This is a genomic window from Microbacterium sp. NPDC019599, from assembly GCF_040632175.1.
Classification (GTDB): Bacteria; Actinomycetota; Actinomycetes; order Actinomycetales; family Microbacteriaceae; genus Microbacterium.
Window position 1 is genome coordinate 147,717 of sequence record NZ_JBEYBL010000003.1, and the last position, 25,899, is coordinate 173,615.

24 protein-coding genes are annotated in these 25,899 nt (G+C 71.3%); 15 read left to right on the plus strand and 9 right to left on the minus strand.

The features are described 5' to 3' along the window. Nucleotides 1-49 precede the first annotated feature (49 nt). The gene (locus tag ABZ477_RS07425; protein WP_360130237.1) at nt 50-1,660 is read right to left on the minus strand and encodes a peptide MFS transporter; all 1,611 of its coding nucleotides are present in this window, start codon (nt 1,658-1,660) and stop codon (nt 50-52) included. Nucleotides 1,661-1,704: 44 nt separating this feature from the next. After that, nucleotides 1,705-3,105 (minus strand): MFS transporter, encoded by a 1,401-nt coding sequence (locus ABZ477_RS07430; RefSeq protein ID WP_360131081.1) that lies wholly within the window; start codon nt 3,103-3,105, stop codon nt 1,705-1,707. 99 nt (nt 3,106-3,204) lie between these two features. Here ABZ477_RS07430 and ABZ477_RS07435 point away from each other — a divergent pair, with 99 nt between their 5' ends. The 3 genes from ABZ477_RS07435 (at nt 3,205) to ABZ477_RS07445 (ending at nt 6,313) form a co-directional block, all read left to right on the plus strand. Next, nucleotides 3,205-3,924: a GNAT family N-acetyltransferase gene (locus tag ABZ477_RS07435; protein ID WP_360130240.1), complete on the plus strand. Its 720-nt coding sequence runs from the start codon at nt 3,205-3,207 to the stop codon at nt 3,922-3,924. Nucleotides 3,925-4,120: 196 nt separating this feature from the next. Continuing rightward, nucleotides 4,121-5,254 (plus strand): ScyD/ScyE family protein, encoded by a 1,134-nt coding sequence (locus ABZ477_RS07440; protein ID WP_360130243.1) that lies wholly within the window; start codon nt 4,121-4,123, stop codon nt 5,252-5,254. 138 nt (nt 5,255-5,392) lie between these two features. Continuing rightward, a complete protein-coding gene (locus ABZ477_RS07445) occupies nt 5,393-6,313 on the plus strand; it encodes a cyclase family protein (RefSeq protein ID WP_360130246.1) in 921 nt (306 codons plus the stop codon). A 96-nt stretch (nt 6,314-6,409) separates the two neighbouring features. On the opposite strand, the gene ABZ477_RS07450 is transcribed toward ABZ477_RS07445, so the two are convergent. Continuing rightward, nucleotides 6,410-7,219, minus strand: a complete 810-nt coding sequence (locus ABZ477_RS07450) for an SDR family oxidoreductase (RefSeq protein ID WP_360130249.1) — start codon at nt 7,217-7,219, stop codon at nt 6,410-6,412. A 117-nt stretch (nt 7,220-7,336) separates the two neighbouring features. Between ABZ477_RS07450 and ABZ477_RS07455 the strand changes: the two genes are divergently transcribed. From ABZ477_RS07455 to ABZ477_RS07495, 9 genes are all read left to right on the plus strand, one after another. Then, on the plus strand, nt 7,337-7,852 hold the full coding sequence (locus ABZ477_RS07455; RefSeq protein ID WP_360130252.1) for a hypothetical protein: 516 nt from the start codon (nt 7,337-7,339) through the stop codon (nt 7,850-7,852). Between the two features lie 33 nt (nt 7,853-7,885). Beyond that, complete coding sequence (locus ABZ477_RS07460) at nt 7,886-8,281, plus strand: hypothetical protein (protein WP_360130255.1); 396 nt, start codon at nt 7,886-7,888, stop codon at nt 8,279-8,281. 56 nt (nt 8,282-8,337) lie between these two features. After that, nucleotides 8,338-9,111 carry an isocitrate lyase/phosphoenolpyruvate mutase family protein gene (locus ABZ477_RS07465; RefSeq protein WP_360130258.1) on the plus strand — a complete coding sequence of 258 codons (774 nt, stop codon included), beginning with the start codon at nt 8,338-8,340 and terminating at the stop codon, nt 9,109-9,111. Nucleotides 9,112-9,138: 27 nt separating this feature from the next. Next, nucleotides 9,139-10,272, plus strand: a complete 1,134-nt coding sequence (gene menC, locus ABZ477_RS07470) for an o-succinylbenzoate synthase (protein WP_360130261.1) — start codon at nt 9,139-9,141, stop codon at nt 10,270-10,272. A gap of 9 nt (nt 10,273-10,281) precedes the next feature. Further along, the gene (locus ABZ477_RS07475) at nt 10,282-11,139 is read left to right on the plus strand and encodes a hypothetical protein (protein ID WP_360130264.1); all 858 of its coding nucleotides are present in this window, start codon (nt 10,282-10,284) and stop codon (nt 11,137-11,139) included. A 22-nt stretch (nt 11,140-11,161) separates the two neighbouring features. After that, on the plus strand, nt 11,162-12,541 hold the full coding sequence (locus ABZ477_RS07480) for an alpha-hydroxy-acid oxidizing protein (protein WP_360130267.1): 1,380 nt from the start codon (nt 11,162-11,164) through the stop codon (nt 12,539-12,541). A gap of 67 nt (nt 12,542-12,608) precedes the next feature. Then, complete coding sequence (locus tag ABZ477_RS07485; protein WP_360130270.1) at nt 12,609-12,977, plus strand: DUF4870 domain-containing protein; 369 nt, start codon at nt 12,609-12,611, stop codon at nt 12,975-12,977. Between the two features lie 70 nt (nt 12,978-13,047). After that, nucleotides 13,048-14,919 (plus strand): substrate-binding and VWA domain-containing protein, encoded by a 1,872-nt coding sequence (locus ABZ477_RS07490; protein WP_360130273.1) that lies wholly within the window; start codon nt 13,048-13,050, stop codon nt 14,917-14,919. Between the two features lie 13 nt (nt 14,920-14,932). Next, on the plus strand, nt 14,933-15,967 hold the full coding sequence (locus ABZ477_RS07495; protein ID WP_360130276.1) for a hypothetical protein: 1,035 nt from the start codon (nt 14,933-14,935) through the stop codon (nt 15,965-15,967). Between the two features lie 103 nt (nt 15,968-16,070). Here the strand turns inward: ABZ477_RS07495 and ABZ477_RS07500 are convergent, their stop codons facing one another. Continuing rightward, on the minus strand, nt 16,071-17,162 hold the full coding sequence (locus tag ABZ477_RS07500; protein WP_360130279.1) for a class I SAM-dependent methyltransferase: 1,092 nt from the start codon (nt 17,160-17,162) through the stop codon (nt 16,071-16,073). Nucleotides 17,163-17,371: 209 nt separating this feature from the next. Between ABZ477_RS07500 and ABZ477_RS07505 the strand changes: the two genes are divergently transcribed. Continuing rightward, the gene (locus tag ABZ477_RS07505; protein WP_360130282.1) at nt 17,372-18,757 is read left to right on the plus strand and encodes a glycine--tRNA ligase; all 1,386 of its coding nucleotides are present in this window, start codon (nt 17,372-17,374) and stop codon (nt 18,755-18,757) included. A 115-nt stretch (nt 18,758-18,872) separates the two neighbouring features. Here ABZ477_RS07505 and ABZ477_RS07510 read toward each other — a convergent pair whose 3' ends face one another. Both ABZ477_RS07510 and ABZ477_RS07515 read right to left on the minus strand, forming a co-directional pair. Then, the gene (locus ABZ477_RS07510) at nt 18,873-19,373 is read right to left on the minus strand and encodes a type VI secretion system tube protein Hcp (RefSeq protein WP_360130285.1); all 501 of its coding nucleotides are present in this window, start codon (nt 19,371-19,373) and stop codon (nt 18,873-18,875) included. A 223-nt stretch (nt 19,374-19,596) separates the two neighbouring features. Continuing rightward, nucleotides 19,597-19,860 (minus strand): hypothetical protein, encoded by a 264-nt coding sequence (locus tag ABZ477_RS07515; protein ID WP_360130288.1) that lies wholly within the window; start codon nt 19,858-19,860, stop codon nt 19,597-19,599. Between the two features lie 170 nt (nt 19,861-20,030). Between ABZ477_RS07515 and ABZ477_RS07520 the strand changes: the two genes are divergently transcribed. Both ABZ477_RS07520 and ABZ477_RS07525 read left to right on the plus strand, forming a co-directional pair. Continuing rightward, complete coding sequence (locus tag ABZ477_RS07520) at nt 20,031-21,029, plus strand: ATP-binding cassette domain-containing protein (protein ID WP_360130291.1); 999 nt, start codon at nt 20,031-20,033, stop codon at nt 21,027-21,029. Next, a complete protein-coding gene (locus tag ABZ477_RS07525) occupies nt 21,026-21,835 on the plus strand; it encodes an ABC transporter permease (protein ID WP_360130294.1) in 810 nt (269 codons plus the stop codon). The genes ABZ477_RS07520 and ABZ477_RS07525 overlap by 4 nt, the downstream gene beginning before the upstream one ends. Before the next feature lie 46 nt (nt 21,836-21,881). On the opposite strand, the gene ABZ477_RS07530 is transcribed toward ABZ477_RS07525, so the two are convergent. From ABZ477_RS07530 to ABZ477_RS07540, 3 genes are all read right to left on the minus strand, one after another. Beyond that, nucleotides 21,882-24,758 (minus strand): ATPase, encoded by a 2,877-nt coding sequence (locus ABZ477_RS07530; protein ID WP_360130297.1) that lies wholly within the window; start codon nt 24,756-24,758, stop codon nt 21,882-21,884. Nucleotides 24,759-24,884: 126 nt separating this feature from the next. Beyond that, nucleotides 24,885-25,307 (minus strand): DUF1801 domain-containing protein, encoded by a 423-nt coding sequence (locus ABZ477_RS07535; RefSeq protein WP_360130299.1) that lies wholly within the window; start codon nt 25,305-25,307, stop codon nt 24,885-24,887. Beyond that, nucleotides 25,307-25,891, minus strand: coding sequence for an HhH-GPD-type base excision DNA repair protein (locus ABZ477_RS07540; protein ID WP_360130302.1), 585 nt, complete (start codon nt 25,889-25,891; stop codon nt 25,307-25,309). The genes ABZ477_RS07535 and ABZ477_RS07540 overlap by 1 nt, the downstream gene beginning before the upstream one ends. Nucleotides 25,892-25,899: the final 8 nt, after the last annotated feature.

Below are 25,899 nucleotides of genomic sequence, written 5' to 3' on the forward strand. Positions count from 1 at the left end.
CACCGGGTCCCGCGCCCGGCATCGGCTCCGTGTCGATGCCGGCGCAGCGCTAGCGCACGCCCTTCATGAGCGCGAGCACGGGCTTGACGCAGAACAGCAGCGCGACGCCGAGGGCGATCGCGATGAAGCCGAGGATCGTGAAGTACGGCACCTCGTTCGTCGGGTCGTAGAACTGTGCGAGCCAGCCGGCGATCGAGGTTCCCAGGGCCACCGAGAGGAAGTACAGCGAGACCATCTGCGTGTGGAAGCGCTGGGGTGCGAGCTTCGTCGTCACCGACAGACCCGGAGGCGAGATGAACATCTCGGCGATCGTGAAGACGAGCAGGATGAGGACGATCGCCATGAGCGGCGTCGAGTTCGGGGCTCCGTTGGCCCAGGGCAGGAACAGCAGGAAGGCGACGCCCATGATGATCGCACCGAGGGCGAACTTGACCGGCGCCGAGGGCTGACGGGGACCGAGCTTCGACCAGATCGCGGCGAAGATGCCCGAGAAGACGATGACGAAGACGGGGTTGATCGAGTTGATCCACGAGACGGGCATCTCCCAGCCGCCCAGCATCCGGTTCAGGCGCTGGTCGGAGTAGATCGTCAGGACGGTGAACTGCTGCTGGTACAGCGACCAGAAGCCGACGTTGACGATGAACAGCGGCAGGAAGCCGATGACGCGCGACCGGTCGTCGGACGTGATCTGACGCGACGAGACGATGACGAGGAAGTACGCGATCGCCGCGCCGAGGGTCGCGATGATGACGACGCCCGCGAGGTTCTGGGCGTTGATGACGCCCAGCAGCACGAGGACGACGATGACGGCGACGCCGGCCAGTCCGATCCCGATCATGGCGGCGTAGCGGTTGCGCGGGAGCGGGTTGGCGACGACCCCCGCAGACTCCGGGAGGTTCTTGCGGCCGATCGAGTACTGGATGAGGCCGATCGCCATGCCGACCGCGGCGGCGCCGAACCCGATGTGGAAGCCGTAGTTCTGCTGCAGGAACCCCGTGATGAGCGGACCGAGGAACGCGCCCAGGTTGATGCCGAGATAGAAGATCGAGAAGCCCGCGTCGCGCCTCGTGTCGCCGGCGCGGTAGAGGGTGCCCACGAGCGCCGTCGCGTTCGCCTTGAGGCCGCCGGATCCGATCGCGACGAGGATGAGGCCGACGCCGAGGCCCGCGAGGTTCGGCAGGACGGCCAGCGCGATGTGGCCCGCCATGATGACGATGGCGCTGTAGAAGAGGACCCGCTCCGACCCGAACAGCCGGTCGGCGAGCCACGCGCCGAGGATCGTGCAGAGGTAGACCGTGCCGCCGTACGCGCCGACGATTCCCGTCGCCGTCGCCTGGTCGATGCCCAGCCCGCCCTGCTCGACGGAGTAGTACATGTAGATGAGCAGGATGCCCTGCATGCCGTAGAAGCTGAACCGCTCCCACATCTCGACGCCGAAGATGTTGGCCAGCGCGCGCGGCTGCCCGAAGAACCCGGTGTCCTTGCTGCCGCCGCCGGTCGTGGCGGCGGCATCCGTCCCGCTCTGCGCGGCCGCGACGGCACCCGTCGAAGTGCCGCCCGCAGCCGCCCCAGCCGCCGTCGCGCCGTCGGGCGCGCCTACCGGCACCTGCTCCGGAACACCGTCCGGTCCGACCCCTGTCCCATCTGTTGCGCCGCTCATGGGGTCAGGGTAGTGCGGCGGGATGCTGTGCCGACAGGTGCCCGCTACTCCGGCAGTGACGGATGCCGCTCCTGGGCGGCGTGATGCCGCGGGATGAACGCCGCCGTCACGAGCGCCACGACCGCCGCGATCCCGCCGAGCACGAACGACAGCTGGAACGCCGTCGGCGTGGGTGCCGGCATCCCGTCGACGTCGACGACGTATGTCGCGAGCACGGCGCCGATGACGGCCGCGGCGGTGCTCGTGCCGAGCGAGCGGCAGAGCGCGTTGAGCCCGTTCGACGCGCCCGTCTCGGACTGCGGCACCGACCGCATGATGAGCATCGGCATCGCGGCGTAGCCGAAGCCGATGCCCGCGCCGATGAGGAAGTTCGCGACGACGAGCTGCCACACCTCCGCCGAGAACAGCAGCGTGTAGGCGTAGGCGACGATGAGCGAGACGGCGCCGAGGATGAGGAGCAGCTTGGGTCCCACGGTCCGCGCGAGGCGCCCGGAGAAGGGCGAGAGCACCATCATGACGACGCCCGCCGGCATGACGACGAGGCTCGCGGCGAGGAGCGACAGGCCGAATCCGCCGGCGATGGCGGGCAGCTCGAGCATCTGCGGATAGGCGACGTTCGACGCGAAGAGCGAGAAGCCCATCGCGACCGACGCGATGTTCGTGAGCAGCACGGGCCGGCGCGCGGCGACGCGCAGGTCGAGCAGCGGAGCGTCGATGCGCAGCTCGTACCAGCCCCATGCCAGCAGCACGACGAGGCCGCCGAGCCCCGACACGAGGACGGGTGCCGACGTCCAGCCCCATTCGTTGCCTCGCGAGACGGCGAGGAGGATGCCGAGAAGGCCCACGGTGAGCCCCGCGGCGCCGACGTAGTCGAACCGTCCGGCGGTGCGCAGGACGCTCACGGGCACGATCCACAGGACGAGCGCGAAGACGATGACGCCAAGTGCGGCCGCGACCCAGAAGAGGACGTGCCAGTCGGCGCGCTCCGTGATGAGCGCGCTGATCGGCAGCCCCAATGCCCCGCCCACGCCGAGCGTCGCGCTGATGAGCGCGATAGCGGTGTCGACGCGGTTCTCGTGCAGCACGTCGCGGAGGATCGAGATGCCGAGCGGGATCACGCCGACCATGGCGCCCTGCAGCGTCCGGCCCACGATCACCCCGACGATGCCCGGCGAGACCGCCGCGATGACGGAGCCCGCGACCATCACGGCGAGGAGCACGAGCACGATCCGGCGCTTGCCGTACATGTCGCCGAGCCGTCCCGAGATCGGGGTGATGACGGCCGCGGCCAGGAGCGTCGAGGTGACGACCCAGGCGGTGTCTTCGCGGCTCGCGTCGAGCAGTTCGGGCAGCTTCGACTGGATCGGCACGACGAGTGTGAACATGAACGACGAGGCGAGGCCTGCGACGGCCAGCACAGCGACGATCGCCCCCTGCGGCGGCATCCGGGTGAGTCTTCTGCGCGCGTCCTCATCCTTCGATGCCATCGATCCAGGCTATCCGCGCCCCGGGAGGCCTCGGGTCGCCGGGCGTAGGGTGGGCGCATGACCGACCCGCTCGTCGCGACTCCGCCCGGCATCGAGATCCGCACGATCGAGACGGTGGACGGGGCCTTCGAGGCGGCGGCCGTGCTGCGGGACGTGTGGGGCGGCGACCGCGGCGGCATGCCGGCCAACCTCATGGCGGCGCTCGCGTACTCGGGCAACTACGTCGTGGGCCTCTACGACGGCGACCGCATCATCGGCGCGTCGGTCGCGTTCTTCGCTCCGCCCGCGACGCGGTCGATGCACTCGCACATCACGGGGGTCCTCGCCGAGTACCAGAGTCAGGGCCTTGGTCGGCTGCTCAAGCAGCATCAGCGCGAGTGGGCCTTCTCGCAGGGCGTCGGCCACATCACGTGGACGTACGACCCGCTCGTGGCCCGCAACGCCCACTTCAACCTGCGCGTCCTCGGCGCGCGCTTCACCGACTACTTCGTCAACCGCTACGGGGCGATGGACGACGGCATCAACCGCGGTGACCAGACCGACCGCATCCTGGTGACGTGGTCGCTGGCGTCCCCACCGGTCCCGACACCCGACGACGCCGACGTCGTCGCCTCCGTCGCCGTCCCGCACGACATCGAGGCGCTCCGCCACGACTCTCCGGACGAGGCCGCGGCCTGGCGCCTGCGCGTCCGCGACGCGGTCCTCGGCCACCTCGACGCGGGCCTCACTGTCGGCGGGTTCGAGGACGAGCGCGGCTACCTCTTCATCCGCCCCTGACCGGGCCCTTCCTCCTTCGCCGATCCTGCCCCGTGCCGATCGGTCGCCGTTCCGGCAACCCCATTGACCCCGCACTCCGGCGGTCGGAGGATGTGACACGGGCCGTTCGAGCGGACGGCCACGGTCGGCGATGGGGATTTCGGCGACCGCTTCGAGCGCCCGCGAAGAGGCGGGCGACCTACTTGGGAGGTAGTCAATGCGCTCATCATCACGCGCGCTCGTCGCCGGCTTCGCCGTCGCGGGACTCGTTGTGGCCACACCGGTCATGGCCTCGGCCGCGGGCAAGGGCCCTCATCCGGATCCCGAAGTCCGGTCGGACCAGGTCCTCGCCCCGTTCAACCTCGCGCTTCCGGGCTCGGACGTGTACGTCGCCGAGGGCTTCATGGGCCTGGTCGGAACGCTTCAGGGCGACGGCTCGCTCTCGCCGATCGCCGTGGGCCAGCCGGGCGCCTCGGGCGTCGATCTCTCGCAGGATGGCAGCATCCTGGCGTTCACGACGACGCTGTCGGACGACGAGACAGGCGTGAACCTCGAGGCCGGGCTCAACCTGTGGGGCCCCGGCGACGAGAAGATCTACGCCGACACGATGGCGTACGAGGAGGAGCACAATCCGGATGCTGTGAACCACTACGGCATCGACAATCCGAGCGAGTGCGTCGCTGAGGCGTTCGAAGCGGCGGGCTTCCCCTACGACTACATGGGCCAGGTCGATTCCCACGCCTACTCGGTGGCCGCGTGGGGCGATGGCTGGGTCGTTGCGGATGCCGGCGCCAACGCGCTCTGGAGCATCGACGCGGAGGGCGACGTGAGCACCCTCGCGGTCCTGCCGCCCCAGCCGCTCCTGATCACGGCGGACATGGCCGCGGCCCTCGGCTTCCCGTCCTGCGTCGCGGGTGTGACCTACGCGTTCGAGCCGGTGCCGACTGATGTCGAAGTCGCCGCCGACGGCTCGGTGTACGTCACGACTCTGCCGGGCGGACCGGAGAGCGCCGTCCTGGGCGCGCGCGGCGCGCTGTGGAAGCTCACTCCCGCGACGGGCGCCCTGCAGAAGGTCGCGGACGGGTTCCTCGGCGCCACGAACCTCGCGCTCGGCTGGAAGGGCGAGATCTACGTCGCGGAGTACTTCGCGGGCAAGATCTCGGTCGTCAAGAAGAACGGCAAGAAGTCCGACTACCTGCCGCTGCAGAACGTCATCGCGGTCGAGACGGCGTCCGATGGGACGCTGTGGGCGGGCACGACCATCACGCTCGACCCGAGCCAGCCTCCTGCTCCGGGGACGATCGTCAAGGTCAACAACGGGCACCCGGGCAAGCACATCGGGCTGAACTGACGCGGACCTTCGCGCTCCGGCGTGGTGCGGTGTCAGACCCGCACTGCGCCGGAGCCTTTCTGCCGTCGAGGTTCCGACGACTGCCGAAGTGCGATGAGGGCCGGGGCTCCAGCATCCTTCGCCCCTAGGCTGACGCGCATGCCCGACTACCGCGCCCACTTCGACTTCCAGCTGACGTTCGCGAACGGCGGCGAGCTCGCCGGCACCGGCTTCCGCCTCGACCTGCCGGGTCCGGATGCCGATGCCGACGCCGTCGCGAAGCTCCTCGTGCAGCACTTGGGGCTGGCTCTCGTCGACGAGGTCGAGCTGCGCGGGCTGCGCATCGTTGAGGAGCCGCATCGCGGCAGCCGGGGTGTCGTACCGGCGGGAGGGCAGGATGCTGTGACCACGCGCGTCGTCGACCTCAGCCACCCCATCCGGGCCGGGCTCGTCACCTACCCGGGTCTGCCGGCGCCGACCATCACGCCGCACTTGACGCGGGAGGACTCGCGCGCCCGCTATGCGCCGGGCACCGAGTTCGCGATGGACATCATCCACATGATCGGCAACACCGGCACGTACCTCGACTCGCCCTTCCACCGCTACGGCGACGGGTCGGACCTCGCGGGCCTCGACCTCGCGTCGCTCGTCGGGCTGCGCGCCGAGGTCTTCCACCTCGAGGACGCGTGGACGCCCGAGCGCCGCGGCATCCGTGCCGAGACGCTGCTCGACCGCGACGTGCGCGGCGCCGCCGTGCTGCTGCACACCGGCTGGGACCGCTGGTTCGGGCAGCCCGAGTACGGCACGGGAGCCCCCTTCCTGACGGAGGAGGGCACGCGTCACCTCATCGAGGCGGGCGCCGCGCTCGTGGGCATCGACTCGCTCAACATCGACGACACCGAGTCCGGAGGGACGCGCCCCGCCCACAGCCTGCTCCTCGGCGCCGGCGTGCACGTCGTCGAGCACCTCACGAACCTCGGGGCGCTGCCGCCGCACGGCGCGCGCTTCACTGCGGCGCCGCCCGCCGTCGAGGGGTTCGGGACGTTCCCTGTCCGGGCCTTCGCCGAGGTCCCCGCCTAGCGGCTGTGCCGTTGCGGAGGAGTTGTGCCGTTCGGGAGGGGTTCTCGGGCAGCTTCCTCCTCCCGAAGGGGACTTCTCCTCGGACGGGCGAGCGGTTCAGCCGTCCCGCCAGTCGTCGTTCTCGAGGTGGGAGCCGGCCATCGGGCCCATCTGCAGCATCCCGCCGTCCACTGCCCAGCTCGCACCCGTCACGAAGCTCGCCTGGGAGGAGGCGAGGAAGGCGACGACGTGCGCGATCTCCTCGGGCTTCCCGGGGCGGCCGAGCGGGACTCCGGGGCGACGCGTCGTGTCGGCGTCCTCCGGCGCCATGTCGTTCAGCGGCGTCGCGATCTCGCCGGGCGCGACGGCGTTGACCGTGATCGCGTAGCGGCCGAGCTCCTGGGCCATCGTCTTCACCAGGCCGCCCAGGCCGTGCTTCGCGGCGACGTAGGCGCCCGACCCGACCCTCGGCTGATGCTCGTGGACGCTCGTGACGGCGATGATCCGCCCACCGGCGCCGGCCTGCACCATGTGCCGGGCCGCCGCCTGCATGCCGACGAACGCGCCGTCGAGGTTGAGTGCGACGATCGAGCGCCAGCCCTCGATCGTCGACTCGACGAGGGGCCCGCTCGAGCCGCCTCCCGCGTTGTTGACGAAGACGTCCAGGCCGCCGAGCCGCGCCGCGAGGTCGTCGATGACGCCCGCGACCTCGTCGAGGCGCGTCGCGTCGAACCGGACGACGTGGGCCTCGCGGCCGCGCTCGCGCACTCCGTCGGCCGTGCGCTGAGCACCGGCGTCGTCGGTGTGCCACGTGATCCCGACGTCCATCCCGGCCTCCGCGAGCGCGAGTGCCGTCGCCTGTCCGATGCCCGAGTCCGACGCCGTCACGATCGCGCGGCGCGGCTGGAAGTCCTGCGTCTTGGCCATGGCACCGAGGGTAGGCGGGCGCCGGTCGCGCGTCTGCAGGGGTTTACAGCATCCGGCCGACGGGGTACCCGCCGCCCGCCGCCTGCGCATGTCCGATGCCCGGCGTAGCGTGTCGCCATGAGCGACTTCGCCTCGAGTCTCGTCGCCACGACCCCTGAGCCGTCCCTCGCGGGCGAGCTCGACCTCTTCGGCCGTCTCGTCGGCCGCTGGCGGGTGGAGAACCGCTACCGCGCGACCCCTTATGCGGAGTGGAGCGCGAGCGCGCGCACGTGGATCTTCTCGTGGATCGCGGGCGGCCGCGCCGTCCAGGACGTCATCCTCGGCAGCGATCGCGGCGACGAGCCCGTCGTCGCCGGTACGACGGTCCGCGCCTACGACGCGCGCGTCGGCGCGTGGCGCATCAACTGGTTCGGCACGCTCCACTCCAACTACGGCGCGCTCATCGCCCGGGCTCACGGCGACGACGGCATCCGTCAGGACGGCGTCGAGTTCACGCCGGGCGGCGACATCCCGATCCGCTGGAACTTCAGCGCCATCACCTCCGACGCCTTCGCGTGGGACGGCTGGTCGTCGTTGGACGGGGGCCGGACGTGGTGGCTCGAGCAGCACATGGACGCGCGCCGCCTGGACTGAGCACCCCGAGGCCCCCCGCGCTACCGTGGCGGGATGATCCCCGCCGACTGGACCCCGCATCGCCGCGACGACGGCGAGCTGTTGGGCTGGATCCGCCCGGAGGGCGACGACTGGCTCGCGGTCGATCTCCTGGGACGCGAGGCATCCGGACCCGTCGACTGGCTCGAGGCCGAAGCGGCGCTCGAGTCGGTCGGACTTTCGTGGCTGGCCGAGATCTGGATGCTGGACCGCGATGCGGGCGAGGCGCTGCGCGTCAAGCTCGTCGAGGTGACCCCGGGCGGGGTCGACGAGGCAGGCCGGGTCGTCGTGCAGACGGACGACTTCGGTGCGATCGACGCGCCCGTCGAGCGCTTCGAGCTGTCCTGGCCCGCGCCGTCGCGGCTGCGGCCCAGGCTCCCGGGCGAGGTCGGCGTCACGCCGTTCGGCTGACGTCGTTCCGGGTCGCGGGGATGACGCAGACGTCCCGGACGCGGTTGACTCGACGCATGACACTGCAGGAGAAGGCCGACCGACTGCTCGCGCTTCACGAAGACCCCGCTCTGCTCACCGTCGTGAACGTGTGGGATCCCGTCTCGGCCAAGGTCGTCTCGGCCGAACCCGGCACGCAGGCTCTCGCGACCGCGAGCCACTCGATCGCGGCGAGCTTCGGCTACGAGGACGGCGAGCGGATCCCGCTCGACCTGCACCTCGAGGCGATCGAGCGGATCGTGCAGGCGACGGACCTCCCCGTCTCGGCCGATCTCGAGGCCGGCTACGGCGACGTCGGCGAGACGATCCGCCGCGCGATCGGCGTGGGCGTCGTGGGCGCCAACATCGAGGATCAGCTCAAACCCCTCGACGAGGCGGTGCGCGGGGTCGAGGCGGCGCTCGCGGCAGGCGAGGCCGAGGGCATTCCGTTCGTGCTCAACGCGCGCACGGATGCCTTCATCCGCGGCGCGGACCGCACGCCGGAGGAGAACCTCGAGGATGCCGTCACCCGCGGTCAGGCGTACCTCGCGGCGGGCGCTCCCGTCGTGTTCGTGCCGGGCCGGCTCGACGAGCACCAGGTGCGGACGCTCGTCGAGGCGTTCGGGGCCCGCAAGCTCTCGCTCATCGCCGTGCCGGGGTCGCTCCCGCTCGCGAAGCTCGAGGAGCTGGGCGTCGCGCGGGTCTCGTTCGGGCCGTGGTCGCAGCGCGTCGCCCTCACGGCGCTGCAGGACCTCGTCCGCGACGTGCACGCCGGCGGCGGCCTGCCCGAGGGCACCCGCACCCTCAACTGATGCGCCGGTCAGGGCTAGCCTGACCCCATGCCCATCGCCCATCCCGCGGCATCCGTCCGGCTCGAGGGGTTCGAGCTGCGTGTGCTGCACCTGCCGCTCGTGTCGCCCTTCACGACGTCGTTCGGAACCGAGACGGTGCGCGAGGTCATCGTCGTGCGGGCGCTCACGGCCGACGGCGACGGCTGGGGCGAGATCGTGACGCAGGACGCCCCGCTGTACTCCAGCGAGTACACCCAGGGCGCATGGGATGTCGCGATCCGCTGGCTCATCCCGGCGCTCCTCGAGCGCGGCACGGCGGCGCCGGAGGACGTCGCCGGAGTCCTCGCGCCGTTCGTCGGCCACCGCATGGCCAAGGCCGGCCTCGAGCTCGCAATCCTCGACGCGGCGCTCCGCGCGGCGGGGCGTCCGCTCGGCCAGTACCTCGGCGCCGTGCGCGACCGTGTGCCGAGCGGGGTGAGCGTCGGGATCCAGCACGACCCGGCCGCTCTCGTCGAGGTCGTCCGCAGCTATCTCGACGAGGGCTACGTCCGCATCAAGATCAAGATCAAGCCGGGGCGCGACATCGGCGACACGGCGGCCGTGCGCGACGAGTTCGGAGCGATCCCGCTCCAGGTCGACGCGAACTCGGCCTACACGCTCTCCGACATCGACACCCTCGCCGAGCTCGACCGCTTCGACCTCCTCCTCATCGAGCAGCCGCTGCAGGAGGACGACATCGTCGACCACGCGACCCTCGCGCGGCACCTGCGCACGCCGGTGTGCCTCGACGAGTCGATCGTTTCGCTCAAGGCTGCGACCGACGCGCTCGCGCTGGGCGCGGCATCCGTCGTCAACATCAAGGCGGGGCGCGTCGGCGGGTACCTCGAGGCCGTGCGCGTCCACGACCTGTGCCGGGATGCCGGCATCCCGGTGTGGTGCGGAGGCATGCTCGAGACCGGGATCGGCCGTGCGGCCAACGCGGCGCTCGCGGCACTGCCCGGCTTCACACTGCCGGGGGACGTCTCCGCGTCGAGCCGGTTCTACCACCGCGACATCGTGACGGAGCCCGCGGTGCTCGACGACGGCCATGTCCGGGTGCCCACGGGGCCGGGCCTCGGGGTCACGATCGATCCCGTCGCGCTCGAGGCCTTCACTGTCGCGCGAGAGATCGTGCGGCGGTAGCGTCCGAGGATGCCGAAGCGACAGCTGCTGCGGGCGAGCGCGCTCCTCGCCCTCGTCGCGGTGCTCGCCGGCTGCGATGCCCGCCGGGGCGACGACCCGGGACCGGGGCCGATTCCGGGCGATGTCACGGTTGAGCTCGTCCAGCTGCGGTCCGACGTCGCCTCGCGCCAGGCGCAGCTCCGCGTGCACAACGGCACGGACGAGGCGATCCGGATCGGCGACGTCGTCATCATCGACGACGGATTCCCGGCCGGCTCGATGCGCGTGAACGAGGGTCGCACCTCGACGATCGAGCCGGAGCGGACCGTTGACATCCGCATCCAGCTCGCCCCCGCGAAGTGCGATGCGGCCCAGGGCGACACGCGCGTGTGGCTCGGGCTCGACGATGTCGAGGGCGGCGCCGCGGGGTCGCTTCCGGATCCGCTCGACGTCCTCGGACCCCTCCACGAGCGCGAGTGCCGCGCCGAGCGGGTGGCGGATGCTGTCGCCCTCTCCTTCTCATCGTTCACGCCGTCGCCTCCCGGCGAGCCCGCCGACCTCACCCTCACCCTCGCGCCGACCGGCGGTGCGGCCGCAGGGATCGACAGCATCCACTCGACGAATCTCCTGACGTGGGCGGGGGAGGACACGATCCATCCGCTCGACATCGCCGTCGCGGAGGGCGACACGACGCCCGTCCAGCTGACGCTGCCGCTCGTGCCGCTGCGCTGCGACCCGCACGCCGTCCAGGAGGACAAGCGCGGCACGGTCTTCACGCTCGATGTCGAGGTCGACGGCGAGCCGGGCACGATCGAGCTGCCCGCGAGCGAGGAGATGCGCGGCGACATCCTCACGTGGGTGGGCCAGTGGTGCGGGTTCGGCTCCTGAGCGCCGACCGTAGGCTGGCCCGATGAGCATCCCCACGCCCCCTCCACGTCCGGCTGGCGCGGTCCGCGGAGCCTCCGGGCGCGGGGGCCCGTTCGCTCCCCTCGACCCGGCCGCCGTGCGGGGCATCTCGCGTCTCGCCCAGTCCGAGGTCTATCGCGCCGGCATCAGCGGCGCCCGGCCCCGCGTGCCCGTAGACCCGGTCGCGCTCGAGGCCGCGGCGCAGAAGGCTCTCAGCCCCGAGGCCTTCGCATACATTTCGGGCGGTGCGGGCGCCGAGCGCACCGTGGCCGCGAACCGCGCCGCCTTCGAGCGCTGGCAGGTGTGGCCGCGGCCGCTGCGCGACGTGTCGGCCCGCGACCTGTCGATCGACTTCCTCGGCGCGCGGCGGCCGACTCCGCTTCTGCTCGCACCGCTGGGCGTCATGGAGATGGCCCACCCCGAGGCCGACCTCGCGGTCGCCCGGGCGGCGGCATCCCTCGGCATCCCGTACACCCTCTCGAACCAGGCGTCGTTCTCCATGGAGGCGGTTCGGGATGCCGCGCCCACCGGCTCCCGCCTGTTCCAGCTGTACTGGTCGGCGTCGGATGACCTCAACGCGTCGCTGCTGCGGCGGGCCGAGGCATCCGGCTGCGAAGCCATCGTCGTGACACTGGACACCCACCTGCTCGGCTGGCGCAGGCGCGACCTCGACCTCGCGTACCTGCCGTTCACGCGCGGGCTCGGGATCGCGCAGTACACGAACGATCCCGTCTTCGTCGAGCTCGTCCGCGAGCGGGTCGCGCGGTCCGCCGATGCGCCGGCCGCGCGCGTGCGGGTCACCCGCAAGACGATCGCCGCGGGGCTGTCGATCGCGCGCAAGGGGGGAGTCCTGACGGGCGAAGGGCTCCGCGCGAGCCTGCGCTCGCCGCTGCCGCGCGCCGCGATCGAGACGTTCCTCGACGTCTTCTCGACCCCGGCCCTCACGTGGGACGACCTCGCCAAGGCCCGCGAATGGACGAACCTGCCCATCATCCTGAAGGGAATCGTGCACCCCGACGACGCGTCGCGCGCGATCGACGCGGGCGTCGACGGCGTCTGGGTCTCCAACCACGGCGGCCGCCAGATCGACCAGTCGGTGCCGACGCTCGACGCCCTTCCCGGCGTGGTCGAGCGCGTCGGCGGACGGGTGCCGGTCGTCTTCGACTCGGGAGTGCGCGGGGGAGCGGATGCCGTCATCGCGCTGGCCCTCGGTGCGACCGCCGTCGCGATCGGCCGTCCGTACTCCTACGGACTCGCCGTCGCCGGTGAGGCCGGCGTGCGGGAGGTCCTCCGGAACGTTCTGGCCGAGCTCGACATCACCCTGGGGCTCGCGGGATGCACGTCGATCCCCGACCTCGACCGGGAGACGCTCCGCAGCGCGTGAAACCCCCCGGCAGGATCGGGGGGATGGCCACCGTGTGGATCGGCGCCCGGTTCTCTAGTGTGATGGCGTGACGTACCCCAACCCCCAGCCCTACGGCGGCCCGGCCGCGCCCATGAGCCCCTCGGACGAGAAGCTCTGGGCCGTTCTCATCAACGTGGGCGGCATCTTCTTCAGCTTCTTCCCCGCCCTCATCGGCTACCTCGTGCTCAAGGACCGCGGGCCCTTCATCCGCGCGCACGCCGCGACGGCGCTCAACTTCCAGCTCACGCTGCTCATCGCCTATCTCGTGGGCGGCATCCTCACGATCGTCCTGATCGGCATCCCGATCCTCATCGCCGCCGGCATCCTGGCCCTCGTCTTCCCGATCATCGCGGCGGTCAAGGCGGGCGGCGGACAGTGGTGGACCTACCCGCTGACGATCCCGTTCGTGCGCTGATCTCCGGCGACGGAGGAGGCGACCTGAGCGGCACGATGCAGGAGTGCATCGTGCCGCCTATGCTTGCCCCATGATGGCCGGCCCGCGGCGCACACTCGCCGGTTCAGACCTCCCCTCGCACCCTCGCTCGCGTGCGCACTCCGCGCTGCGCTCCACGGCCGGCGCGCTCGCGCTCGCGACCGCCCTCGTGCTGGCGGCGTGCACGGGCGGGGACGCCGAGACGGTCAACGGCGACGGCGACTTCGTCGACGACGGCTGCACGAACGTCGTCGTGGCGACGTCGTCCGAGAAGGTCAACATGCTCGATGCGCTGGCGGAGGCGTTCAAGGACTCGCCCCAGCACGAGGCCCTCGACACGTGCGCGACGGTGCGCCCCATCAACGTGTCCTCGGGCAACGCGACGCGCTTCCTCACCTCCGGTGAGGACTGGCCCGACGAGAACCCCCGCCGATGGCCGACGCTGTGGTCGCCGGCCTCGACCGTCTGGACAGACCGCGTGGCGGCGGCCGCCTCGCCCGCCCTCGTGGGCGAGCCCGAGTCGTTCACGCACACGCCGGTCGTGTTCGGCGTGCCGGAGACCATGGCGCGCGCTCTCGGCTGGCCGTCCGCCGAGATCGGCATCTCGGACTTCGCCGCCCTCTGCTCCGACCCCGACGGGTGGGCGAGCGTCGGCAAGCCGCTGTGGGGCTCGTTCAAGATCTCGAAGACCAACCCCAACACCTCGACGACGGGGCTTTCGACGATCCTCATGCAGTCGTACGAGGCATCCGGCAAGACCGCCGACCTCACGGCGGACGACGTCGCGGCTGCGGCGGACTTCTCGCGCGTGTTCGAGGAGTGCGTCATCCACTACGGCGACACGACCGGCAACGTGCTGACGCGCCTGTACGACCAGACGCAGAACGGCACGGGCGGTTCGGGCTACGTCTCGGCCATCGCGATCGAAGAGACCTCGCTCCTCAACTACAACCAGGGCAACCCCGACTCGCACACAGTGCAGCCGGGTGAGTCGCTCACGCCGCCGAAGGAGAAGCTCGTCGCGGTGTACCCCAAGGGCGGCTCGATGTGGTCAGACAATCCCATCACGGTGCTCGGCGCCGACTGGGTGACCGACGAGCAGCGCGAAGCGGGCCTCGCATTCGCGTCCTTCGTGCAGACGGCGGAGGCGCAGAGAATCCTCCCCACGTACGGCTTCCGGCCGCTCGACGAGTCCGTGCCGCTCGGCACGCTCTTCACGGAGGAGTACGGCGTCGACCCGGCACGGCCGGCGATCACGCTGCCCAAGCCCGAGGTCGACGTCGTCTCGGCCGCGATCGACCAGTGGACGCAGATCCGCAAGCCGTCGTCGGTCCTCGAGCTCATCGACATCTCGGGGTCGATGGACGACCCGATCGGCGACGGCCGCTCGAAGCTCGACGGCGCCATCGAAGGCGCGCAGACGACGCTCGGACACTTCCGCCGCACCGACGAGGTCGGCGTGTGGGCGTTCACGACGGGCCTCGAGTCCTCCGCAGGTCAGAACATCGCGGTGCTGCGGGACGTAACGCCGCTGGCCTCCGACCTCGAGGCGCTCCAGTCGTCGATCGAGGACCTGCGCTTCTCGAACCGTCAGGGGACGCCACTGTACGACGCGATCGCCGCCGCCTACGACGAGATGAAGCTCCGCGCGGAGCCCGGTCGCATCAACGCCATCGTCGTGCTCTCGGACGGTCAGGACACCGACTCGACGATCTCGCTCGACTCGCTCGTCGCGAAGATCGGAAAGGCGTCGCGCGAGGGCGTCGACACGGCTCCCGTGCGCATCTTCCCGATCGCATACGGTGAAGGCGCCGACACCTCAGCCCTGCAGCGGATCGCCGAGGCGACCGGCGGCCAGTGGTTCGACGCATCGGACGCGGCCAAGATCGACCTCGTCTTCGCGTCGGTCATCAACAACTTCTAGGCGGCGGAGGACGATGCACGTTCCAGCGTTCCTCGCTGTCTCGGACGGCGGGTTCGTCGACGAGGCGGTCCAGGGCCTGTCGACTTCGACCGTGTACGTCGCTCCCGATTCGGGTGCTCCGGCGGGTCTCGCGGAGCAGCTCGAAACTGAGATCGGGGATGCCTCGATCGGCGTCGCAGTCCTCTCCCAGAACGCGAATCTGGAGGCCGAGACTCTCGACATCGTCGACGAACTCCTGACGACCACGGGGTACGACACCATCATCGTGGCGGTCGGCAACGACGTCGCGGCCGGGTCGAACGTGCTCGAGGACGACGAGGTCCTGGGGATCGCGAATGAGGCGCAGACATCCGAAGAGTCCGTCGAAGACGCACTGACTGTGACGGTTCAGGAGATCGTGGCGCTCGAGCCGGCCACGACCCCCGCCGAGCAGGGAGACGGGGTCGACGGCGGCCTCGTCGTGGGTTTCGTGCTCACGACCGCGCTGCTTGTCGGCGCCGTCATCGCCGTCGTCGCCGTCGTCCGCCGTCGGCGGCGCAGCGCTCCCGAGCAAGGCGCACTCCCGGACGGGGTCGCGGCGCAGATCGCGGTGCTCCGCCGGCTCGTCGGCGAGTACGCGGCCGTCGGCGCCTCCGGGAACGGGATCGCGACCCAGACGAGCCTGCAGATCGCGGTCCTCGCCGACAATGTCCAGGAGCTGTTCGCTCGGCTGGACCGGCGCAACGTCGAGGACCAGGTGAGCATCGCCGCCGTCGAGTACGACGACAAGCTCCGCAAGCTCACCGCCGCTCTCAACAGCGACTACCTGCTCGACATCCTGACCCACCCGCACCTGTGGGACGACCCGGACGACCGCGTGCGAGAAGTGCAGCAGGCGCTCGAGGGCGTCTCGACCGAGCTCGTCGACAACATCAAGCAGGTCAACGCCCGCCGCGGCCTGCTCTTCCAGGTGTCGCTCGACGGCCTCATCGGCCGTCGCAAGGAGCTGCAGGACTGGGACCGCGCCTTCGGCGAGGCCTCCGACGGCGGCCCCTCCGCGCCGGCGTAGCGCAGCATCCGTGTTCATCTCCGTGGAACGCGCGCCTGCAGGCCCGGAAACCCCGCGTTCGACGGAGGCGAACGCCGCCACGTGAGTTCAATCGCGGGGGAGCTCAGGGCTGCAGCAGATAGAACCGGAACGCCGCGAACCCCTCGATCGGCAGGACCGAGGCGCGGCTGAACCCCGCCTCCTTCGCATAGCGCTCGAGCGTCGCGAACCGCATGACGGTGCCCGTCGCGATCGAGCCCGGCGTCGACATCGAGTCGGGCAGGCACATCAGCAGGCTGTAGCCGTACATCGCGCGCTCGACCTCGTCGCCGGGTGCGCCGAACGTGTCGGCGACCGCCTCGTCCATCACGACGACGATCCCGTCGGGCCGGAGCGCGCGGCGCAGCGCCGTCAGCACCCCGATCGGGTCGGGCATGTCGTGCAGCGCCTCGAAGATGAAGCCTGCGTCGTACCGCTCCTCGCCCTGCTCGGCGAGCTGCTCGCCGCGCAGCTCGGAGAAGGTCACGTTCTCCAGTCCGGCCGCATGCTCGCGCGCGGCCTCGATCGCCGGCGCGTCGAGATCGAACCCCTCGACGATCGCGTCGGGGTACGCGCGCGCGAGGGCGATGGTCGACCACCCATGGCCGCACGCGATGTCGGCGATGCCGGCGTCCTCTCGAGACAGCACGTCGTGGACGGCGGGGACGGCCGCCAGTGCGGCTCCGAGCGACTGCTCGAACCAGGGCCGGTTGACGTCGCCCTGTCCTTCGCGCGCGTCGGCGCCGAACCGCGCCCAGGGCACCCCGCCGCCGGACCGGTACGCGGCGAGGAGGGACGGCATCTGGACCGCGGCCGACACGAACAGTCGCGCGAAGGGCGCGGAGTACGCCAGCGAGGCGGGGTCCATGAGGACTTCGGCCTGCGCGGCCGGCAGACGGAAAGTGGCGGCATCCCCCGCTCCCTCGACCTCGAGGAAGCCCGCGACCGCCTGCTGTTCGAGCCACTCCCGCGCGTAGCGCTCGTGCACGCCGGCGCGCGCCGCGAGCTCGGCCGGAGTCGCGGGCGCCTCGAGGAGCGCCTGATACAGGCCCAGTCGATCGCCCAGATAGATCGACAGGAGCTCCATCCCGGCCAGGAGCTGCCCGAACACGCGGCCGGCGAGCTCCTCGACCTCCTGCCCGCTCTCGCTCATCGTCGTCTCGTCGGTCTCGCCCATGGCGGAGCCTCCCCGTTGATGCCCGCTCGATGCGGCACATGCTAGGCCCGGCTCGCCTCCCGCGCCAGAGACCCTCGCCACAGACGCACCTCGACAGCCCGCTCAGGGCCGCCCCAGCAGGCCGGACTAGGATTGACGGATGCCGCGGCATCCGTCGGCATCCCGCGATTCCGCGACTCCCCCGCACGATCCCGACCATTGGAGCCACCGTGGCCGAGCAGTCCCGCCTCGACAAAGTCATCGCCCTCGCCCGACACCGCGGGTTCGTCTTCCAGGCGGGCGAGATCTACGGCGGATCCCGCTCGGCGTGGGACTACGGACCCCTCGGCACGGAGCTCAAGGAGAACATCCGCCGCCAGTGGTGGCAGACGTTCGTGCGCGGCCGCGGCGACATGGTCGGCCTCGACTCGTCGGTGATCCTCCCCAAGCGAGTGTGGGAGGCATCCGGTCACGTCGCGACGTTCACCGACCCGCTCGTCGAGTGCCTGCAGTGCCACAAGCGCTTCCGCGCCGACAACCTGCTCGAGGACTTCGAGGCCCGCAAGGGCCGCCCCGCAGAGAACGGCCTGGCCGACGTCCCGTGCCCCAACTGCGGCACGAAGGGCCAGTACACCGAGCCCAAGGCGTTCTCGGGCCTTGTGAAGACCTACCTCGGCGTCGTCGACGACGAGTCGGGCCTGCACTTCCTGCGCCCCGAGACGGCGCAGGGCATCTTCGTGAACTTCTCGAACGTCCTCACCGCGAGCCGCAAGAAGCCGCCGTTCGGCATCGGCCAGATCGGCAAGGCGTTCCGCAACGAGATCACGCCCGGAAACTTCATCTTCCGCACGCGCGAGTTCGAGCAGATGGAGATCGAGTACTTCGTGCCGCCGGCCGAGGCGCAGGAGTGGTTCGAGCACTGGGTCGAGGAGTGCTGGGACTGGTTCGTCGACCTCGGCATCGACCCCGACAACATGCGCCGGTTCGACGTGCCCGAGGACGAGCGGGCGCACTACTCCGACGGCACGATCGACGTCGAGTACCGCTTCGGCTTCCCGGGCAAGGAGTGGGGCGAGCTCATGGGCGTCGCCAACCGCACCGACTACGACCTCGGCAGCCACACCGAGGTGTCGGGCCAGTCGCTCGCGTACTTCGACCAGGCCAGCGGCGAGAAGTACATCCCATACGTCATCGAGCCCTCGTTCGGCCTCACGCGCTCGATGATGGCGTTCCTCGTCGACGCGTACCACGAGGAGGAGGCGCCGAACGCGAAGGGCGGCACCGACACCCGCACGGTCCTCAAGCTCGACCCGCGCCTCGCACCGGTGAAGGTCGCCGTCCTGCCGCTGTCGCGCAACGAGAACCTGTCGCCCATCGCGCGCAAGCTCGCCGAGGACCTCCGCGGGCACTGGAACGTCGACTTCGACGACGCCGGCGCCATCGGCCGCCGCTACCGCCGTCAGGACGAGATCGGCACGCCCTTCTGCGTCACGATCGACTTCGACTCGCTCGACGACCAGGCGGTCACGGTCCGCGACCGCGACACGATGGGCCAGGAGCGCGTGCCGCTCGCGGCGCTCGAGTCGTACCTCGCCGAGCGCCTGCGCGGAGCCTGACCCTCGGCATCCCCCTTCCGTTCGTCTCCGTCGAACGCGGGTCTTGGAACCCCGCGCAACGCGTTTCACGGAGACGAACGGATGCTGCGCCCGACCTGCGGGACTCCCCGGCGTCCTATACCCCGCCGCCGACCTGATCCTCGAACGAGGTGCCGCCGCGCAGGTGCTGGAAGGTGATGCTCGTGGCCACGAGCGAAACCTCCTCGTACGCGATCCACGTCGCGACGGCGGGATCCCAGACGTCGGGGCTCACGCTGTCGATCCTCGAGACCACCCCGCTGCCGATTCCGACCGTGAACCAGTGCCGGATCGTGCCGTCGGCGGGGTCGGTGTCGAAGAGCAGGATCTCTCCGGCCACGACCTCGTTCTGGGCGAGCGCGCGATAGAGCTGCGGCGTGCCGGCGTCGAGCCGTTTCATGAGCCGGATGGGCTCGTACTGACGCCTGCCCGTGGCCATTCCGCCCTCCGTGAGGCGGGCGGTCGCGGCGCCGAAGCTGAGCCGCCGCACCTCGATGTACCCGGACGACACATCCACGCCCCCGAACTCCGTGGCGCTGACGTCACCGGTGAGCTCGGTCCCGTTCAGCGTGAGGCGTGCGTACGAGTTGAGTGCCATCTCCAGCCCCTTCCACTCGGCGCGCCGGCGCGCCCCCGCGGACGGCTCTCAGGGTACGCGCGTGCCGCGGCCCCGGCCATGCCCGCGCCGACGTCCCACCCTTCGGTTCGTCTCCGTCGAACGCCGGTCTCGGCATCCCCGCGCCCTACGTTCGACGGAGACGAACGGATCCCGCGACACGCGTTCCACGAAGGGGAACGGATGCTGTCACCCCGGCCGGGCGTCAGATCGCCGTGCCGCGGTTCCAGCCCGGCTGGACGAGGAGCAGCTCGTCGCGCAGACGCAGCCGGCACGACCCCGCGAACACCAGCGCGGCGGCGGGATCGGCGAGGAACCGCTCGTACTGCTCGTCCGTGAGCTCGTAGTACTCCTCGTAGTCGACGGGTCCCGTGCTCACCGGGATCGACAGGTATCTGCTCCCCGACTCCTCCTCGGTCCCCAGTGCATACCGGTCTTCACGCGAAAAGAACGCGTCGTTGAACTCCATGCCTGCCCTCCCCAGCGCGCAGCATCCGGGGCTGTCGAGCCCCACACGTGAAGTCTCGCGCATCCGGCCGTCGCGTGACAGCGGGGTGACAGCATCCGGGTGCCCGTGACAGCGAGGTGACAGCGCGCCCGCGCGACCCTGGGGGAAGCCGTTCAGAGAAAGGCACCCCCATGACTTCATCCAACACCGCACTCGCCGTGCGGGCCGAGGGCCTCGTCAAGGTCTTCGGCGACAACCGCGCCGTCGACGGCGTCGACCTGCAGGTGCAGGCCGGCACGGTCTACGGCGTCCTCGGACCCAACGGCGCCGGCAAGACCACGACGATCCGCATGCTCGCGACGCTCCTGCGTCCCGACGGCGGACGGGCCGAGATCTTCGGCCACGACGTGGAGCGCGAGGCGCAGGTCGTGCGCCAGCTCGTCGGCGTGACGGGCCAGTACGCATCTGTGGACGAGACCCTCTCGGCGACCGAGAACCTCGTGCTCTTCGGCCGTCTTCTGGGCCTCTCGCGGGCCGACGCGCGCCGGAAGGCGATCGACCTCCTCGAGGAGTTCGGACTGACGGATGCCGCCAAGCGGCCGCTCAAGAACTTCTCCGGCGGGATGCGCCGGCGCCTCGACCTCGCAGCATCCCTCATCGCCCGGCCGCCGCTGATCTTCCTCGACGAGCCGACGACGGGTCTGGACCCTCGCACGCGGGCGCAGATGTGGGACACGATCCGCAGCCTCGTCTCGGACGGCTCGACCGTGCTCCTGACGACGCAGTACCTCGACGAGGCCGATCAGCTCGCGGACCGCATCGCGGTCATCGACACCGGCAGGGTCGTCGCGGAGGGCACGTCCGACGAGCTCAAGTCGTCCGTCGGCACCTCGAGCCTGCAGCTGCGCCCCGCTGACCCCGCCGACCTCGAGGCCGTGCGGATCGCCGTCGAGCGCGTCCTGCGCGTGCCCGCCACCGTGAGCCCCGAGGCCGCGCGCCTGACGGCGCCCATGCAGAACCCCGACCTCGTGACCGACCTCCTGGTCGAGCTGCGCGCATCGGACATCCGCCTGGCCGAGCTGAGCGTCCAGAAGCCGACGCTCGACGAGGTCTTCCTCACCCTCACGGGCCACGGCGTCGAGAGCGCCGACACCCGTGCAGAGGCCGAGCTCGAAGGGAGCCTGGCATGACCGCCGCCGTCCTCACCCCCACCACCCCGCTCAAGAACCACGTGAGCCTCGGGCAGTCCGTCCGCAACTCGCTCACGATGGCCGGCCGCGGCCTCATCAAGATCCGCCGTACGCCCGAGCAGCTCATCGATGTGACGGTGCAGCCGATCATCTTCACGGTCATGTTCGCCTACATCTTCGGCGGCGCGATCGCCGGGAGCGTCGAGAGCTACCTGCCCTTCCTCCTCCCCGGCATCCTCGTCCAGACCGTCATCACGACCTCTGTCGTCACGGGGGTGCAGCTGCGCGAAGACATGGAGAAGGGCGTCTTCGACCGGTTCCGGTCGCTGCCCATCGCACGCGTCGCACCGTTGGCCGGAGCGCTCCTGGCCGACACCCTCCGCTACGCCATCGCGACGACCCTGACCTTCGCGACGGGCTACCTCATGGGCTACCGGCCCGCGGCGGGTCTCGGGGGCGTGCTCCTGGCAGCGCTCCTGGTCATCGGCGCATCGTGGGCGCTCAGCTGGATCTTCGCGTTCTTCGGCGTCATCGCCCGGACCGCGGCATCCGTCCAGGGGATCTCGTTCCTCATCCTCTTCCCGCTGACGTTCCTGTCAAACGCGTACGTCCCGATCGACACGCTGCCGCCCGCACTCGCGTGGTTCGCGTCGATCAATCCGGTCTCGCACCTCGTGTCGGCGGCCCGCGCCCTCACGATGGGGACGGATGCCGGAGCCGACGTCATCGCGACGATCATCGGCGCCGCGGTCGTCGTGGCGGTCTTCGCGCCCCTCACGGTCCGCGCCTACATGCGGCGGGCCTGACCGCCCCCCGGTCGCCGCGCTCCCCCGCTCAACGACCGGAACCCCGTCAGGGCAGCAGCGCGACCAGTTCGTCCAGCTCGTCCGGCTCGTCCGGCGCCGCGTCCGGGGGTCCGTCTCCCGGCGCGGCGCTCGCGCGTTCTGCGACCCAGCGGTGGAACGGCTCGGCCTCGTCGACGCCGCCGCGGAGCCGGTCGGAGAGGTCGAGGGCGCGGCGGGCCGCGGCATTCCGACCTGTGACGGCGAGCCAGCCCGCGAGGCTCAGCACGACGTCCGCGAGGATCGGCTGGTCTCCGCTGCGACGCGCGGTGGGCAGCGCTGACGCGACCGCGGCGGCCGCCTCGTCCGCGCGGCCGGCGAGGGCGAGCGCCTGCGCGCGCTTGGACGTCGACCATGCCACGAGCTGGTCGGGGAACGCCGCGGCGAAGCCCTCGGCGACCCCGTCGAGGTGCCGCAGCGCCGCCTCGCCGTCGCCCACCGCGAGCTCGAGCATGACGGCGTTCATGCGCGCCTGTGCGAGGGCGCGGTCCGAGCCGTCGGTCCTCGCGAGCTCGTCCGTCTCGGCGACGCGCTCACGCGCTTCGTCCAGACGCCCGAGGCGCACGAGGATCCCGATGCTCTGCGACCGCTGCTGCAGCAGGTCGGTCACCGACGTGAGCCCCGTGAGGCCCTCCGTCGACGAGTCGGCGACCTGCAGCGCCTCCTCGAGGCGGCCCTGCAGCAGCAGCCACTCGGAGCGCATCTGGCTCGCGAACGCGATGCCCCACGGGTCGCCGACCTCGCGGAACATCCGCAGCGCCCGCTCGCTCTCGACCCCGAGCGTCTCGACGTCGCCGCCGTTCTGCGCGAGCGCCGAGCGCATCATCGAGACGAGCGCCGTCGTCCACGCGGGGGCGTCGGGCCCCGCGTCGGGCACGTGGAACGCGCGCGACCAGTTCAGCTGCCCCTCGAAGCTCGAGAGCGCCTGGCTCGCGCCCGCCAGGAGGGGAGGGAGCGCTGCGGCGAGATCGGACGGATGCTGTGCCGCGGCGTCGCGCACGCGCGCGTGCTGCCGCGTGAGCTCGGCGGCGAGGTCGACGAGCCTTTCCCCGTCCGCGTCGCCCACGAAGCTCATGGCGGCCTCCATCGTGCTGAGAAGGGACGCGAGCCCGTTGAGGACGACAGCCGCCTCGGTGTCCAGCACCGCGTCGGGCGATGCGAACGCCTCGACGCCCGTCTGCAGCTGGTCGAACCGCTCGCGCATGATCCACGCCCAGAGGCAGGCCCGCACGAGCTCGACCCCGGTCTTTTCCAGCTCGGGCTGGTCGATGCACGCGCGCAGCGCGGCCGAGACGTTCTCCTCGTTCGCGTCGAACCAGGCCAGACCCTTCCGCACGCGCGGCCCGCGCAGCAGCGCATCCTGGGCCCGCGCGAGCTGAGCCGTCGCACCGGCCTGCCGGCTGCGGAAGGCCGGCTCGCGGCCGTCCGCGCGAAGAACGTCGATGCCGTACTCGCGCACCGTCTCGAGCATCCGGAACCCGCCGTCGCCGCGGTGCAGCAGCGAGCGGTCGACGAGGCGGTCGAAGGCCGCGGCATCCGTCCCGAACCGGCTCGCCACGACGGTCGCGTCGGAGGTCCGGATGCCGTCGGGGAACACGGATGCCGTCAGCAGCGCCTCGCGCTCGGGCTCGGTGAGGGTCTCCCAGCTCCAGTCGATGAGGGCGCGCAGCGTCTGGTGGCGCACGTCGGCGGTGCGCGGGCCGACGCCGAGGAGCGTGAACCGGTCGTCGAGTCCCTCGTCGATCTCGGCGAGCGTCAGGGTGCGGGCGCGGGCGGCGGCGAGCTCCAGGGCGAGGGGGAGCCCGTCGAGCCTGCGGACGATGCGGTCGACGGCCTCGGCATCGTCGGGGGCCGGCGCTTCGCCGCGCGCGGCCCGGACGCGGCGTGAGAACAGCTCGACGGCGTCGTCCGCCGGCAGCGGTCCGAGGTCGACGAACGCCTCGCCCGATACGCCGAGCGGCTCGCGGCTCGTCGCCAGGATGCGCGCGGCGGGTGTCGCCTGCAGGAGTTCGAGTGCGACCCCCGCCGCCTCGGCCGAGACGTGCTCGCAGTTGTCGAGGACGATGAGCACGGGCCGGCCCGCGAGCGCCTCGAGCGCGCGCTGCCGCGGCGACGCGGGCGCGGCCGTCGCCGTCGCGTCGGCGAGACGGATGCTGCGGCCCGCCGCCGCGACAGCCGCCCACACCTCGCCCGCCGCCGCCGGGGCTAGCTCGACGACGACCGTCGCGTCGCCCCACGCGCGCGCCGTCTCGAGGGCGAGGGTCGTCTTGCCCGCTCCTCCGGGGCCGATCAGGGTCACGAGGCGCTCCGAGCTCAGCTGGGCGCCGATCGTCGCGAGCTCCCGATGCCGTCCGACGAGCGGGGTCAGGGGTGCGGGGACCGCGATCGTCGCGGCGCGCGCAAGCGGCGGCGTCGCGCGCACGAGCCGCTCCGCGTGGGCCCGGTCCTCGAGCAGGTCCCGCAGGACCCAGTCGAACTCGGGGCCGGGGGTCCACGGGTCGCCCGTCCACAAGCCCGTCGCGCGCCGCGCGAGCATCGCGGCCTCCGCCGGGTCGTCGCTCGCTCGCGCCGCCTCGACGAGGTCCTGGAAGCGTGTGACGTCGACGTCGTCGCGGGACAGCGCGAGCCGGTAGCCGCCGGGCTCGGAGGCGACAGCATCCGCCCCCACCGCCCGGCGCAGCCGCGATACGAGCGACTGCAGGGCCGCGCGGGGATCCTCGGGCGAATCATCGGGCCACAGGTCCTGCGCGAGCGGCCGGTAGGCGACGGTCGTGCCGGCGTCGACGGCGAGCCGGAAGAGCAGGGCCTGCTGCCCGCGACCGGGCACGGAGATCGCCTCACCTGCGGAGCCCTCCAGGGCCAGCCCGCCGAAGAACCTCAGCCGCACGGATCCACGATAGGGGTCCGGGCCGCCCGCCACCGCAGGCACAGGTCAACCACCTGTCTGCAGGATGATCGGCGGCGGATCATCCTGCCGACGCGTGGTTGACCTGTCGATCGGGTGAGGCGTTTGTCAGTCGATCACCGTGATCCTGGCGTAGTCGTCGCCTCCGCCGCGGGCGAAGGCCTCCGATGCCGCGATGACCCGTTTGAGGACCTCGTGGTCGACGGCCTCGACGTCCTTGATGTAGAGGCAGCTGGCCCCCGTCGTGTGCGGCCCGAGCTGCGCAAGCTCGGCCGCGTGCGCGTCGGCCCGGTCGAGGTAGATCGTCGTCGAGTCCTTCCGCGGCGAGAAGGCGACGATGGGCATGTCGCCCTCTGTTCCCGTCGCGTATCTGTAATGGCACGACCCGAACCCGATGATCGTGCCCCACAGTTCCGGCTCGCGCCCGGTCAGCTCGGACATCAGCGCGAGCATCGTCTCGGCATCCTGCCTCCGCTTGGCAGGGGTCACCCCGGCGATGAACGACGCGACGCTTCCGCCTGTCTTCTTCATCAGACGCCTCCTCCTCCACCGGACCTCGCGGCGGATTTCATCGCCCGCTTGTGCTCGCGCACCTTCGCGAGACTCTCGGGCGAGACGATGTCGGCGACGCTGCGGTGGGTGCCCTCGTCGCCGTAGGGGAAGGATGCCGCGCGCCAGCCCTCGCCCGTGAAGCCGTACTGCTTGCCGAGGAGCGCGAGGAAGATCTTGGCCTTCTGCTCGCCGAAGCCCGGCAGCCTCTTGAGGCGGCGGAGCACTTCGGGGCCGTCCGGGTCATCGCGCGTCCACAGCGCCGAGGCGTCGCCGCCCCAGTCCTCCTCGAGTGCGGCGCACAGGCTCTGCACCCGCCCCGCCATCGAGCCGGGGTAGCGGTGGACCGACGGCGTCTGGCGGAACGCCTCGACGAGGGCGTCCGGGTCGTAGCCGGCGAGGGTCGCGGCATCCACCGATCCGACGCGCTGCCGGATCTTGAGCGGACCCGTGAACGCGACCTCCATCGCGACCTGCTGGTCCAGCAGCATGCCGATGAGGAGTGCGAGGGGGTCTTCCGTCAGCAGCCGGTCGGCGTCGGCATCGCCCGTGATGTGGAGCGTCATGCGGCCAG